The sequence below is a fragment of the Streptomyces sp. NPDC046308 genome (genome assembly GCF_055588065.1).
In genome coordinates, this window is the sequence record NZ_JBVJFB010000006.1 from 358,455 (window position 1) to 371,666 (window position 13,212).

Genomic DNA, 13,212 nt, shown 5'->3' on the forward strand with positions numbered 1-13,212 from the left:
AGGAGTGTCGAGCCGTGTCTTGCCTTACAAGCCGTCGGCCAGGAGCTCCGCCAGGTGGCGGGCCCGGACCCCGCCCAGCTGGGCGATCTGGGTGCGGCACGAGAAGCCGTCCGCCTGGACCAGTGCGTCCGGACCGGCCGCGCGCAGCGCCGGGAGCAGCTGTTCCTCGGCGCAGGCCACCGACACCTCGTGGTGGCCCGGCTCGAAGCCGAAGTTCCCGGCCAGACCGCAGCAGCCGCCGCTGAGCTCGCCCACGAGGCCGGCGCGCTCGCGCAGCCGCCGGTCCGCCGCGTCGCCGAGGACCGCGTGCTGGTGGCAGTGGGTCTGCCCGGCCACCGCGCGGTCGAGGCGGGGTGGCCGCCAGTGCGGGGCGTACTCCTCCAGGGTCTCGGCGAAGGTGCGGACGGCTGCCGCCAGGCGGGCCGCGCGGGGGTCGTCGGGGAGCAGGGCGGGGAGGTCCGTGCGGAGGGCCGCGGCGCAGCTGGGTTCCAGCACCACCACGGGTGCCCGGACGTCGCCGATGGCGGTCAGGGTGCGGTGGAGGACCTTGCGGGCACGGTCGAGGCGGCCGGTGGAGACGTAGGTGAGGGCGCAGCAGACCGTTCCGCCGCGGGGGCCGGACACCTGGAGGCCGGCCGCCCGCAGGACCCGTACCGCTGCGTGGCCGGCCTCCGGGGCCAGGTACTCCGTGAAGGTGTCGGGCCAGAGGGTCACGGCGGGGCCCTGCGGGCCGCTTCCGGGCTCGGCCCGGACCCGCGCGTCAGCCCGAGGCCAGGCTGACGCGCGGCCGCTGAACGGCTCGGCCGCCAGGGCCGGGAGCGGCCGTTCACGGGTCAGGCCCGGAAGGGGGAGGAGGCGGGCCAGCGCGTTCGCCGCTCTCGCCCCCCGCACCCGGGTGATCAGGCGGAGCCAGGTCGGGAGGCCGCCCAGGGCGTAGTGGGCGAGCGGGCGGACGCGGCCCGACCAGTGGTGGTGCAGGAACTGCGACTTGTAGGTGGCCATGTCCACGCCCACCGGGCAGTCGCTGAGGCAGCCCTTGCAGCCCAGGCACAGGTCCAGCGCCCCGGCGACCTCCGCCGAGCGCCAGCCGTCCCGCACGATCTCCCCCGCCAGCATCTCGTGCAGCAGCCGGGCCCGGCCGCGCGTGGAGTGCCGTTCCTCCCCCGTGGCCCGGTACGAGGGGCACATCACCCCCGGCCCGCCGACGTCCGTGGTTCGGCACTTGGCGACCCCGACGCACCGCGCAACCTCACCGGCGAACGGCGTGGCCGGCAGCACCGCGAAGCGGAGGTTCTCGTCGAGCCGTGCGGGCCGGACCAGCATCCCCGGGTTCATCCCGCCGGCCGGGTCCCACACGTCCTTGTACGCGCCGAACAGCCGCATCGCCTCCGGCCCGTACATGCGCGGCAGCAGTTCGGCCCGGGCCTGGCCGTCGCCGTGCTCCCCCGACAGCGAGCCGCCGTGCGCGACGACCAGGTCGGCCAGTTCGCCGGAGAAGGCCCGGAAGCGGGCCACGCCGTCCGCCGAGACGAGGTCGAAGTCGATCCGGACGTGCACACAGCCCTCGCCGAAGTGCCCGTACGGGGATCCGCGCAGCCCGTGCGCCGCCAGCAGCGCGCGGAAGTCCCGCAGGTACGCGCCCAGCCGGGCCGGCGGCACCGCGCAGTCCTCCCACCCCGGCCAGGCCATCTCCCCTCCCGGCAGCCGCGTCGCCGTGCCCGCCGCGTCCTCCCGGATCCGCCACAGGGCCCGCTGCCCCGCCGGGTCGGTGACCACCACCGCGTCGAGGGCGTCGGCGGCCCGTACGAGTTCCCGCGCCGCATCCTCGTCGCGCATCTCCACGAACAGCCAGGCCCGGCCCCGCGGCAGTCCCGCCGCCCCGCGCACCAGGTCCTCGGCCATCCCCTCCACCGTCAGCGGCCGGTGCGGGAGCAGCCCGGCGGCCGCGTCCGCCGCCGCGCTCTCGTCGGCGTACCCGAGGACGGCCAGGACCGGCGCGCGCGGCGCCTCCACCAGGCGTACGACGGCCTCCGTCACCACCCCGAGCGTGCCCTCGCTCCCGCAGAAGGCCCGTGCGAGCTCCACCCCGCGCTCGGGCAGCAGCGCGTCGAGTCCGCCGTAGCCGGAGATCCGCCGGGAGAAGCCGCCGCCCATCCCGGTGCGCAGGACGGCCAGGTTCGCGTCGACCAGTTCGCGCAGCCCCTTCGGCGCCCCCGACCAGCCCGTGCCGATCCGGTGCGCGGCGCCCCCGTACGCCGTCACCGCCAGCTCGGCGACGTTGTCCGCGGTGGTGCCCCAGGCGACCGAGTGGGCGCCGCACGCGTTGTTGCCGATCATCCCGCCGAGGGTGCAGCGGGAGTGCGTGGAGGGGTCCGGCCCGAAGGTCAGTCCGTACGGGCGCACCGCGTCCCGCAGCCGGTCGAGTACGAGGCCGGGCTGGACCACGGCGGTGCGGGCGGCCGGGTCCACCGACACCAGCGCGTTCATGTGCCGGGTGAGGTCGAGGACCACTCCGGTGCCGGTGGCCTGGCCCGCGATGGATGTGCCGCCGCCGCGCGGGACGACCGGGACCCCGGCTTCGGCGCACACGCGCAGGGCCGCCGCCACGTCCTCGGCGTCGCGCGGGGCGACCACGCCGACGGGGACGCGCCGGTAGTTGGAGGCGTCCATGGTCGTCAGGGCCCGGGCGGCGGCCCCGAAGTCCACCTCGCCGCGCAGCTCCGCCCGCAATGTCCGTTCGAGTTCCCCGGGTGACGTCACGGCACCACCCTCGCACCGTCCGGCCGCGTCTCATCGGGTGGACGCGCCTCCGACGCGCGGTCCGGGACCGGATACGCTCCGCTTGTGGCCGAGATCCAGATTCCCGCTGACATCAAGCCCGCCGACGGACGCTTCGGCGCGGGCCCCTCCAAGGTGCGGACCGAGGCGCTGGACGCCCTCGCCGCCACCGGTACCTCCCTGCTCGGAACCTCCCACCGCCAGGCCCCGGTCAAGAACCTGGTCGGCTCGGTGCGTCAGGGCATCCGGGACCTCTTCTCCCTCCCCGAGGACTACGAGGTGATCCTGGGCAACGGCGGCTCCACCGCCTTCTGGGACATCGCGACGGCCGGTCTGATCGAGCGGAAGTCCCAGCACCTGACCTTCGGTGAGTTCTCCTCCAAGTTCGCCAAGGCCGCGAAGCTCGCGCCGTGGCTGGACGAGCCCTCCGTGATCTCCTCGGAGCCGGGCACGCACCCGGAGCCGGTGGCCGAGGCGGGCGTGGACGTGTACGCGTACACGCACAACGAGACCTCGACGGGTGTCGCCGCGCCGGTCAAGCGCGTCGCGGGCGCCGACGCCGGTTCACTCGTCCTGGTGGACGCGACCTCGGGCGCCGGCGGTCTGCCGGTGGACATCACCGAGACGGACGTCTACTACTTCGCCCCGCAGAAGTCCTTCGCCTCGGACGGCGGCCTGTGGCTGGCCGCGTTCTCCCCGGCCGCCCTGGAGCGCGCCGCCCGCGTGCACGCGTCGGGCCGGCACATCCCGGAGTTCTTCTCGCTGCCGACGGCGATCGACAACTCGCTGAAGAACCAGACGTACAACACCCCGGCGCTGGCCACCCTCTTCCTGCTGGACCAGCAGCTGGAGTGGATGAACAGCCAGGGCGGCCTGGAGTTCACCACCGGCCGTACGGCGCAGAGTGCGCGCAACCTGTACGGCTGGGCGGAGGCGTCGAAGTACGCGACCCCGTTCGTCGTGGACGCCGACAAGCGCTCCTCGGTCATCGGCACGATCGACTTCTCGGACGACATCGACGCGGCGGCCGTCGCCAAGGTGCTGCGCGCCAACGGGATCGTGGACACCGAGCCGTACCGCAAGCTGGGCCGCAACCAGCTGCGCATCGCGATGTTCCCGGCGGTCGACCCGGCGGACGTGCAGAAGCTGACGGCCTGCATCGACTACGTGATCGAGAAGCTCTGACGGTCCGTACCGATCGGTTCCGAGGCCCCTGGTGACGTGAAGTCGCCGGGGGCTTCGGCGTTCCGTTCCCGTTCCCGTGCCCGTGCCCGTTCCCTCCCCCCTCCCCCTTCCCCGCACGGTTTCGGCCAGCGTCCGAGCTCAAGCAGAGGGAAAGTCCGCATTCCAGTTGCCTCCGGGGGCGGGCGTCCCGCGCAGGGTACGGAAGAGCCCGGCCGGTGGACGGACCGTTCAATGCGCCGACGGGATCCGGCCATTCGAAGATCGCGAGCGGGTGGGGGAGGTTGGTCCGACCACGGGGGCGACGCCTACTGTCGTCCCAGGTCACCACCGGTTCGCGCTCGTCAGCTGATCATCGGTGGGCCTCCCCGCCGTTTGACCCGGTGCGGACGGTCCACGAGCTGCCGGCCGCCCCCGCGATGCCGGGCCACTCCCTCCCGTGGCCCGGCGTCCGGAGCGACGGCGGCACCTCGGTCGAGCCGCGCCCGATCACCTGCGGCGGCCGGCTCGCCCCGGACCGCCCCCCGGATGCCGGCGTCGTCGTGTTCGCGCACCTCACGGGCGAGGCGTAGTTCCGTACGCGATACCTTCAGGGGTCCGGAGGGCACCTCCGGTGGGCAACTCTTGACGGCAGCACAGCGTGGAGGCAGCGGCGTGAGCGTGCGAGTGACGGCGGCACAGAGCGGCGTGGACCCCTTCGGCACGGCCCGGCTGCGGCGCGGGGTGCTCGACGCCTGGGGCGCGGGCCCCGCCCGGTTCCGCGAGGACGCCAACGCCGAGGAGGACCTCGCGCTCGGCGGCTACCGGGACCGGCTCGTCATCGAGCTGGCGCAGAACGCCGCCGACGCCGCGGCCCGGGCCAAGGTGCCCGGCCGGCTGCGGCTCACCCTGCACGAGGGCGAGAACGGCCGGGCCCTGCTCGCCGTCGCCAACACCGGCGCCCCGCTCGACGCCACGGGCGTCGAGTCGCTGAGCACCCTGCGCGCCTCCGCCAAGCGGGAGCCCTCCGGTGACAGCGTCGGCCGCTTCGGCGTCGGCTTCGCGGCCGTCCTCGCCGTCTGCGACGAACCCGCGGTCCTCGGCCGGCACGGCGGCGTCCGCTGGTCCCTGGCCGAGGCCCGCGAACTGGCCCGGGACGCCGCCGTCGGCAGCCCCGGCCTCGGCGACGAACTGCGCCGCCGCGACGGCCACGTCCCGCTGCTGCGGCTCCCGTTGCCCGCCGAGGGCACCGCCCCCGACGGCTACGACACCGTCGTGGTCCTCCCGCTGCGCGACGCCGCTGCCGAGGACCTGGTGGAGCGGCTGCTGGCGGGGATCGACGACGCCCTGCTGCTCACCCTGCCCGGGCTGTGCGAAGTCGTGGTGGAGACCCCCTCCGGCGGCTCCCGCGCGCTGCACCGGCGCGACGAGGGCCCGTACACCGTCATCGAGGACACCACCGCCTCCGGCACCCGCACCAGCCGCTGGCGCACCGTCCGCCACGGCGGTCCCATCGAGCGCGCCCTGCTCGCCGACCGGCCCGTCGAGGAGCGGCTGCGCCCCGCCTGGGCGGTGTCCTGGGCCGTACCCGTCGACTCCGAGGGCGCCCCGCTGCACCCGGCCACCGCTCCCGTGGTGCACGCGCCGACCCCCACCGACGAGCCGCTGGGCATCCCGGCCCTGCTCATCGCGACCCTGCCGCTGGACACCACCCGCCGCCACCCCGCGCCCGGACCGCTGACCGACTTCCTCGTGGAGCGCGCGGCCGACGCGTACGCCGAACTCCTCGGCACCTGGGACCCGGTGAGCACCGGCCTCGTCGACCTGGTCCCGGGCCCGCTCGGCAAGGGCGCACTGGACGGGGCCCTGCGCGCGGCCGTGCTCCAGCGGCTCCCCCGTACGGCCTTCCTCGCACCGGCCGTACCGCCCGAGCACGCCGAGGAGCGCGCCGCCCTGCGCCCCTTCGAGGCCGAGGTGGTGGAGGGCGCGGGCGCCGACACCGTACGCGTCCTCGCCGAGGTCCTGCCGACGCTGCTGCCCGCGGGCCTGGAGCGCCGCGCCGAGCTCCGCACCCTCGGCGTGGGCCGGCTCCCGCTGGGCGACGCGATCGAGCGGATCGCGGGCATCGAGCGGACCCCCGAGTGGTGGCACCGGCTCTACGACAGCCTCGCCGGGGTGGACCCGGACCGGCTGTCCGGACTGCCCGTGCCGCTCGCCGACGGCCGCACGACGATCGGGCCGCGCCACGTCCTGCTGCCGTACGCGGACACTCCGGCGGACCTGGCCCGGCTGGGGCTGAAGGTGGCCCACCCGGACGCGGCGCATCCGCTGCTGGAGAAGCTCGGAGCCCTGCCGGCCACGGCGCGGGCGGTGCTGACGACCCCGCAGGTGCGGGCCGCCGTCGCCGGCTCCCTCGACGCCGGGGAGGTCTGGGACGAGGACGCCGACACCCTGGACGCGGACGAGCTGGCCGAGGTCGTCCTGGGGCTGGCCCGGGACGCCGACCTGGCGCCGGGCGACGAGCCCTGGCTGGGCGCGCTGGCCCTGCCCGACGAGGACGGCGAACTGGTCCCGGCGGGCGAACTGCTGATGCCGGGCTCGGCGCTCGCCTCCGTCATCCGCGAGGACGAGGTCCCGTACGTGGACGCCGAGCTGGCGCAGCGGTGGGGCGAGGGCCCGCTCACCGCCTGCGGGGTGCTGGCGACGTTCCAGCTGGTGCGCGCCACCGACGTGGTGCTCGACCCGGACGAACTGGAGCCGCGCGAAGGGGACTTCGCCGAGCCGGACGACGCGGGACTGCTGGACGCGGTGGACGTGTGGTGCGAGGACCTGCTGGACCAGCTGCCGGACACCCCGGTGCCGCCGGTGGCGACCGAGCTGGTCGCCGTACGGGACCTGGACCTGGTCGACGACGACTGCTGGCCGCAGGCCCTGGCGATGCTCGCGCAGCCGCCGCTGCGCGACGCGCTGACCCAGCCCGTACGGGTGCTGCTGCCGGACGGGACCACGCAGTCCGTGCGCTCGTACACCGCGTGGTGGCTGCGCGACCACCCGGTGCTCGACGGCCGCCGCCCGGCCGGCCTGCGCGCGGCGGGCGGCGACCCGCTGCTGGCGGGCCTCTACACGCCGGCGGACGCCACGGGCTTCGGGGACGAGCAGGTCCTGCGGGCGCTGGGCGTACGGACCACCGTGCCGGCCCTGCTCGACGAGCCCGGCGGCGCGGCCGAGCTGCTGGCCCGGCTCGCCGACCCGGAGCGCGAGGTGACGGCCCGGCAGCTGCACGGCCTGTACGGGGCGCTGGCCGATCTGGACCCCGAGCAGGTCACCCTGCCGGACGAGCTGCGCGCGGTGGTGGACGGCGAGGTCCGTGTGGTGGACGCCGCCGACGCCGTGATCGCCGACGCCCCGGACCTGCTGCCGCTGACGGCGGGGCTCCCGCTGCTGCCGGTGCCGCCGTCCCGCGCGGCGGACCTCGCGGAGCTGCTGCAGGTGCGCCGCCTGTCGGAGACGGTCCCGGCGGAGGTGACGACGCCGGGTGAGGTGCACGAGGTCCCGGAGTCGGTGCGCGTGCTGCTGGGCCCGGCCACCCCGGCGACGTACGTGGAGCACGAGGAGCTGGTCGCGGGCGGCACGGAACTCGACTGGCGCCGCACCCCCGACGGCACCCTCCACGCGTCCACCCTGGAGGGCGTGGCGGCCGGCCTGGCCTGGTCGGCGGGCCAGTGGCCGCGCCGCTTCGAGGTGGCGGCGCTGCTGGAGGACCCGTCGCGCACGGCGGAACTGGCGCGGGACCGCTGGTTCGACTGAGGCTGCTCCGGCTACGGCTGGTTCGGCCGAGGCTGGTTCGGCTGAGGCTGGTTCGGCCGGGGTGCGGCGCCGGTGGGCGTCGCGTTCAGCGGCAGCAGCTGCGGGCGCTTAGCGGCGCGGCCGTCGCCGGAGGAGCGGCCGCGCAGGCGGCGGCCCAGCCAGGGGCCGAGGAACCCGGTGACCCAGCGCAGTTCGGCCGCGGCGGTCGCGGCGGCGGACCGGCCGGCGGCGTGCGGCCGCGGCGGCAGGGGCAGGGTCCAGCTGTCGTCGCTGCCGGGCAGGCGCAGGGCGTGCGCGAGGGCCGCGGCGATCCGTTCGTGGCCGACGGAGCTGGCGTGGAGGCGGTCCGTGGTCCACATCCGCGGGTCGTTCACGGCGGCCGGCCGGGCGGTCTCGGCGACGGTGACCCCGTGGCGGGCGGCCGCGGCGCGGATGCGGTCGTTGAGGTCGGCTATCCGGGGCGAGACGGGCCGGGCCAGGGGCACGATCCTGCCCAGGTCGGGGAAGGTCACGGTCGCCACGTGGGCGCCGGCGGCCGTGAGCGCGGCGAACATCTCCTCCAGCTGCCCGGCGACCTCCGCGGCGTCGAAGCGGGGCCGGAGCATGTCGTTGACGCCTGCGACGACGGTGGCCAGGTCGGGGCGCAGGGCCAGGGCGGGGCCGAGCTGTTCGGCGCGGACCTGGCCGGCGAGGCGTCCCCGTACGGCCAGATTGGCGTACTGGAGGCCGGGGTTGACGGCCGTCAGGTGTCCGGCGAGCCGGTCGGCGAAGCCGCGCAGGCCCGTCGTGTCGTCCCCGTCGCCGAGGCCTTCGGTCTGACTGTCGCCCAGGGCGACGTAGCGCAGGTACTCACCGTTCGGCACGGTTCAGCCTCTCCCTCAGGACGGCGGCACTGCGGCGGCACCAGTCGCGGTGGCCCTGCTCGAAGGCGATGCCGCGCAGGCCCGTCAGGTACCCGCCGATCCGCTCGCCGCGCAGCAGGTACTCCTCCTCGTCCAGGTCGCCGCGCATCTTGCGCAGCACCCTGCCGAGGAGCTCGATCTTGGCCTCGGCCGCGGCCGCCCGCTCCTCGAGCTGGTCGATCACGGGCGCGGTGCCGATCCGGTCGGCGTTCTGGACCTTGACGAGGAGGTCGTCCCGGATGACGTGCGGCTTGGCGGCGGCCGCGGCGAAGTCCTCCAGCTCGGCGCGGCCGGCGTCGGTGACCTGGAACATCCGCTTGTTGGGCCGGCTCTCCTGGACCACCTGGCGGCCCTCGACCAGCCCGTCCCCCTCCAGCTTGGTCAGCTCGGCGTACAGCTGCTGGGGGGAGGCGTGCCAGAAGTTGGCGACGCCGATGTCGAACGACTTCGCCAGCTCGTACCCGCTGTACTCGCCGTCCAGCAGTGCCGCCAGTACGGCGTGCCTCAAGGCCATCGCGGCAGCCCCTTCCCTTTCCTCGCCCTCCCCCGCATCATACTCATGAATATGACTACTCAATTTTATGAGTATGAGGAGGGGCCATGAGGGAACTGGACCAGCAGAGCGCCGAACGCTTTCGCGCCGCCGTCGAGAAGGGCGACCTGAGCGCGGTCGAGGACCTGTTCACCGAGGACGTCCGGCTCTACAGCCCGGTGAAGTTCACCCCCTTCGAGGGCCGCCCCATGGTGCTGGGCCTCTTCGGGGTCCTGTTGCGGATCTTCGAGGACTTCCGCTACGTCGGCCACTTCGAGGGCACGGCCGAGACGAGCGCCGACGGCACGCAGGCCCCCTCGGCGATCCTGGCCTTCCGCGCCACCGTGGACGGCAAGCAGATCCACGGCATCGACCTGCTCCAGTTCGACGAGACGGGCCGCGTCAAGGAGTTCACGGTGATGGTCCGCCCCCAGTCCGCCGTCCAGGCCCTCGGCCAGGCAGTCCTCGCCGGCCTCCGCTCCGAGGGCCTCGCCTAGGCAGGGAACCTGCGGTTCACCCAGTGGAAGGTGAACTCGATCAGGGTCGCGGCGGCCGCGGCCACGGCCACCGCGAGCCAGGGCATCGTCGCGCCCTCCAGCTTGAGCTGGAAGAAGTCCTGGAGCCACGGGACCACCAGGACGATCAGGAAGGCCGCGCCCATCGCGCCGACCAGGGCGACCCGCCACCACGTGTACGGGCGGGCGATGATCACCAGGACCCACATCGAGGTCAGGAACAGCGTGAGCGTCGCCGCGCTGCTCTCGGCCTCCAGGGCGCCCGGGCCGGTGTAGTGGTGGCGGGCGACCAGGTAGCTGACGAAGGTGGCGGTCCCCGCGATCACGCCGCCGGGGATCGCGTACCGCATCACGCGTTTCACGAAGTGCGGCTTCGCGCGCTCCTTGTTCGGGGCGAGGGCCAGGAAGAAGGCCGGGATGCCGATGGTGAGCGTGGACAGCAGCGTCAGGTGGCGCGGGAGGAAGGGGTACTCGACCTGCGAGCAGACCACCAGGATCGCGAGGAGGACCGAGTACACCGTCTTGGTGAGGAAGAGGGTCGCGACCCGGGTGATGTTGCCGATGACGCGGCGGCCTTCGGCGACCACCGAGGGAAGGGTCGCGAAGCTGTTGTCGAGCAGTACGATCTGCGCGACGGCGCGCGTGGCCTCCGAGCCCGAGCCCATGGCGACGCCGATGTCCGCGTCCTTGAGGGCGAGCACGTCGTTGACGCCGTCGCCCGTCATGGCGACGGTGTGGCCCTTGGACTGGAGGGCCCCGACCATGTCCCGCTTCTGCTGCGGGGTCACGCGCCCGAACACGGAGTTCTCGTCGAGGACCCGCGCCATGTCGGCCTGTTCGGTCGGGAGCTTGCGGGCGTCCACGGTGTTCTCCGCACCCGGCAGCCTCAGCTTGCCGGCGACCGCACCGACGGAGACCGCGTTGTCGCCGGAGATGACCTTCGCGTGGACGTTCTGGTCGTCGAAGTAGCGCAGGGTGTCGGCCGCGTCGGGCCGCAGCCGCTGCTCCAGGACGACCAGGGCGGTCGGCCTGACCCCGGTGGCGACGTCCTCGTCGTCGAGCTCGCGGCCGGAGCGGGCCAGCAGCAGGACCCGTAGGCCCTGCTCGTTGAACACGTTGATCTCGTCGAGGGCCGGGTCCCCGGCGGGGAGCAGTACGTCGGGGGCGCCGAGCAGCCAGGTGTTGTTCTCGCCGTCGCCCTCGCTGAAGCTGGCGCCGCTGTACTTGCGGGCGGAGGAGAAGGGCAGCGACTCGGTGCAGCGCCACTCCGCGCTGTCGGGGTAGGCGTCGATGATCGCCTGGAGGCTTGCGTTGGGCCGCGGATCGGACTCGCCGAGCGCGCCGAGCACCTTCTTGACGTACGCCGTCTCCGCGCCGCCGAGCGGGCGCAGCTCGGTGACGTCCATGCCGCCCTCGGTGAGGGTGCCGGTCTTGTCGAGGCAGACCACGTCGACCCGGGCGAGGCCCTCGATGGCGGGCAGCTCCTGCACCAGGCACTGCTTGCGGCCGAGTCGGATCACACCGATGGCGAAGGCCACCGAGGTCAGGAGGACGAGTCCCTCGGGGATCATCGGGACGATGCCGCCGACGGTCCGGGCGATGGAGTCCTTGAAGTTGTTCTCCTTGACGATCAGCTGGCTGATGATCAGGCCGATGGAGGTCGGGATCATCATCCAGGTGACGTACTTGAGGATCGTGGAGATGCCGGAGCGCAGCTCGGAGTGGACGAGCGTGAAGCGGGAGGCCTCTTCGGCGAGCTGGGCGGCGTAGGCCTCGCGGCCGACCTTGGTGGCGGTGAACGCGCCGCCGCCGGCGACGACGAACGACCCGGACATGACCGGGTCGCCGGGCCTCTTGAGGACGGGGTCGGCCTCGCCGGTGAGCAGGGACTCGTCGATCTCCAGCCCCTCGGCCTCGCCGACGGCCCCGTCGACGACGACCTTGTCGCCGGGGCCGAGCTCGATGACGTCGTCGAGGACGATCTCGGAGGTGGAGATCTCGGCGGTGCGGCCGTCGCGGCGCACGCTCGGTTTGGCCTCGCCGATGACGGCGAGGCCGTCGAGGGTCTTCTTGGCGCGCAGTTCCTGGATGATGCCGATGCCGGTGTTCGCGATGATCACGAATCCGAAGAGGCTGTCCTGGATCGGCGCGACGAAGAGCATGATCACCCAGAGGACGCCGATGATCGCGTTGAAGCGGGTGAAGACGTTGGCGCGGACGATCTCGGTGGTGGAACGGCTGCTGCGGACGGGGACGTCGTTGACGTCGCCGCGCGCGACGCGCTCGGCGACCTCGGCGGTGGTCAGCCCGCCGGGCCTGAACCGGGGCGCGGGAGGACGCACCGGGTGGACCGGATCGAGCTCCGCCCCCGCGTCGATGGCGGCGCCGGCTCGCTCCGGCCCGTCCCGCTCGATCTTCGCCCGCTGCGTCATGTCTTCGACGTTAAGCGCGGTTCGAACGCTTCACCCGCCGAGCGGCGGGAATGTCCGACCTCGGGATGACCCGAATCGTCCCTGGGGAGGGGACGGGGTGGCGGCGGGTCGGCGGCGCGGCGGGGCGGGCCGGCGGCGCGGCGGGCCGGCGGCGGGGCGGGTCGGCGGCGCGGCGGGTCGGTTGCACCGGGCCGGTGTGGGGGGCCTGTCGCGGCGCGACCTAGCGGGAGCGGGGGTCGGTTGTGGTGGGGGCGGGCGCGCGCCGGGGCGTCTCCTCGGGCGCCAAACGTGGCGAGGGGTCGGACAGCTCGGCGGCAGTGCGTTTGGCACCCTGCGGGGATCACCCCGACACACACCCACCCCCACCCCAACCGACCCGGCTCGCCGCGCAAATTCAGCCTCCGCCGCGCAAATTCAGCCCCTCCGGCGTTTGAGGAGCGGGGTACGGGGCGGAGCCCCGATCCTTGAGCCGCACCCTCGACCGGGCCGCACCAATTCGGCCTCGCCGCGCAAGTTCAGCCCCTCCGGCGATTGAGGAGCGGGGTGCGGGGCGGAGCCCCGATCTTTGAGCCGCACCTCGGCCGGGCCGCACCATCCGGCCTCCGCCGCGCAAATCAGCCCCTCCGGCGATTGAGGAGCGGGTCCGGGCGGAGCCCGGCGGGGGGCGGGGCGGAGCCCCGATCTTTGAGCCGCAGCCTCGGCCTCGTCGGCGCTTGAGGCGCGGGCGGCGGCTACGGGTGGGGCTCGGCCTGTTCGGCCGCGTGACGCTTGAGCGCAGCATCCCGCCCGCGGACGTACCAGATGCCGATCAGGCCGAGGAAGCCGCCGGCCGCGCAGGTCCAGACCCACCACAGCTGGCCGCGGTCGGCGAACCACCCGTAGAAGGGGAGCTGGACGAGGAAGAGGGCGAACCACAGGATCGTGCCGCCTGTGACGGTCGCGACGACGGGGCCCTCCAGGGGCTCGGGCGCCTCATGCTTCGCAGTCCATTTCGCCATGCGGCAAGTCTAGGCGGGCGGCTCCACGGTCTACGCGCGGAGATGGACGCCCCTTCGCTCATGTGTTCATACTGAAACGGTTTGGGC

Annotated in this window: 9 protein-coding genes; 4 read left to right on the plus strand and 5 right to left on the minus strand. The window is 74.1% G+C overall.

Annotated features, from left to right (window positions below; genetic code table 11):
* Nucleotides 1-24: 24 nt before the first annotated feature.
* Entirely contained in the window at nucleotides 25-2,760 is a 2,736-nt protein-coding gene (locus ACZ6JT_RS25075; protein ID WP_469213022.1) for an FAD-binding and (Fe-S)-binding domain-containing protein, read from the minus strand.
* Between the two features lie 84 nt (nucleotides 2,761-2,844).
* Here ACZ6JT_RS25075 and serC point away from each other — a divergent pair, with 84 nt between their 5' ends.
* The 3 genes from serC to ACZ6JT_RS25090 all read left to right on the plus strand — a co-directional run bounded on the left by serC (nucleotide 2,845) and on the right by ACZ6JT_RS25090 (nucleotide 7,746).
* Nucleotides 2,845-3,963, plus strand: coding sequence for a phosphoserine transaminase (gene serC / locus ACZ6JT_RS25080; protein WP_469213024.1), 1,119 nt, complete (start codon nucleotides 2,845-2,847; stop codon nucleotides 3,961-3,963).
* 380 nt (nucleotides 3,964-4,343) lie between these two features.
* Nucleotides 4,344-4,532 carry a hypothetical protein gene (locus ACZ6JT_RS25085; protein ID WP_469213025.1) on the plus strand — a complete coding sequence of 63 codons (189 nt, stop codon included), beginning with the start codon at nucleotides 4,344-4,346 and terminating at the stop codon, nucleotides 4,530-4,532.
* An 82-nt stretch (nucleotides 4,533-4,614) separates the two neighbouring features.
* On the plus strand, nucleotides 4,615-7,746 hold the full coding sequence (locus ACZ6JT_RS25090; protein ID WP_469213027.1) for a sacsin N-terminal ATP-binding-like domain-containing protein: 3,132 nt from the start codon (nucleotides 4,615-4,617) through the stop codon (nucleotides 7,744-7,746).
* Nucleotides 7,747-7,757: 11 nt separating this feature from the next.
* Here the strand turns inward: ACZ6JT_RS25090 and ACZ6JT_RS25095 are convergent, their stop codons facing one another.
* A complete protein-coding gene (locus ACZ6JT_RS25095) occupies nucleotides 7,758-8,609 on the minus strand; it encodes an SGNH/GDSL hydrolase family protein (protein WP_469213028.1) in 852 nt (283 codons plus the stop codon).
* Entirely contained in the window at nucleotides 8,596-9,162 is a 567-nt protein-coding gene (locus ACZ6JT_RS25100) for a PadR family transcriptional regulator (protein WP_469213030.1), read from the minus strand. The genes ACZ6JT_RS25095 and ACZ6JT_RS25100 overlap by 14 nt, the downstream gene beginning before the upstream one ends.
* Nucleotides 9,163-9,248: 86 nt before the next feature.
* On the opposite strand from ACZ6JT_RS25100, the gene ACZ6JT_RS25105 reads away from it, so the two are divergent.
* Nucleotides 9,249-9,677 carry a nuclear transport factor 2 family protein gene (locus tag ACZ6JT_RS25105; protein ID WP_469213031.1) on the plus strand — a complete coding sequence of 143 codons (429 nt, stop codon included), beginning with the start codon at nucleotides 9,249-9,251 and terminating at the stop codon, nucleotides 9,675-9,677.
* On the opposite strand, the gene ACZ6JT_RS25110 is transcribed toward ACZ6JT_RS25105, so the two are convergent.
* Nucleotides 9,674-12,127, minus strand: coding sequence for a cation-translocating P-type ATPase (locus tag ACZ6JT_RS25110; protein WP_469213032.1), 2,454 nt, complete (start codon nucleotides 12,125-12,127; stop codon nucleotides 9,674-9,676). The two genes, ACZ6JT_RS25105 and ACZ6JT_RS25110, sit on opposite strands and share 4 nt — an antisense overlap.
* A gap of 731 nt (nucleotides 12,128-12,858) precedes the next feature.
* On the minus strand, nucleotides 12,859-13,125 hold the full coding sequence (locus ACZ6JT_RS25115; RefSeq protein WP_469213034.1) for a DUF2530 domain-containing protein: 267 nt from the start codon (nucleotides 13,123-13,125) through the stop codon (nucleotides 12,859-12,861).
* Between the last annotated feature and the right edge of the window lie 87 nt (nucleotides 13,126-13,212).

Coding starts and splice junctions, on each gene's coding strand:
- ACZ6JT_RS25100 (WP_469213030.1), bottom strand. CDS start 9,162: ATGGCCTTGAGGCACGCCGTACTGGCGGCACTGCTGGACGGCGAGTAC.
- ACZ6JT_RS25105 (WP_469213031.1), top strand. CDS start 9,249: ATGAGGGAACTGGACCAGCAGAGCGCCGAACGCTTTCGCGCCGCCGTC.
- ACZ6JT_RS25110 (WP_469213032.1), bottom strand. CDS start 12,127: ATGACGCAGCGGGCGAAGATCGAGCGGGACGGGCCGGAGCGAGCCGGC.
- ACZ6JT_RS25115 (WP_469213034.1), bottom strand. CDS start 13,125: ATGGCGAAATGGACTGCGAAGCATGAGGCGCCCGAGCCCCTGGAGGGC.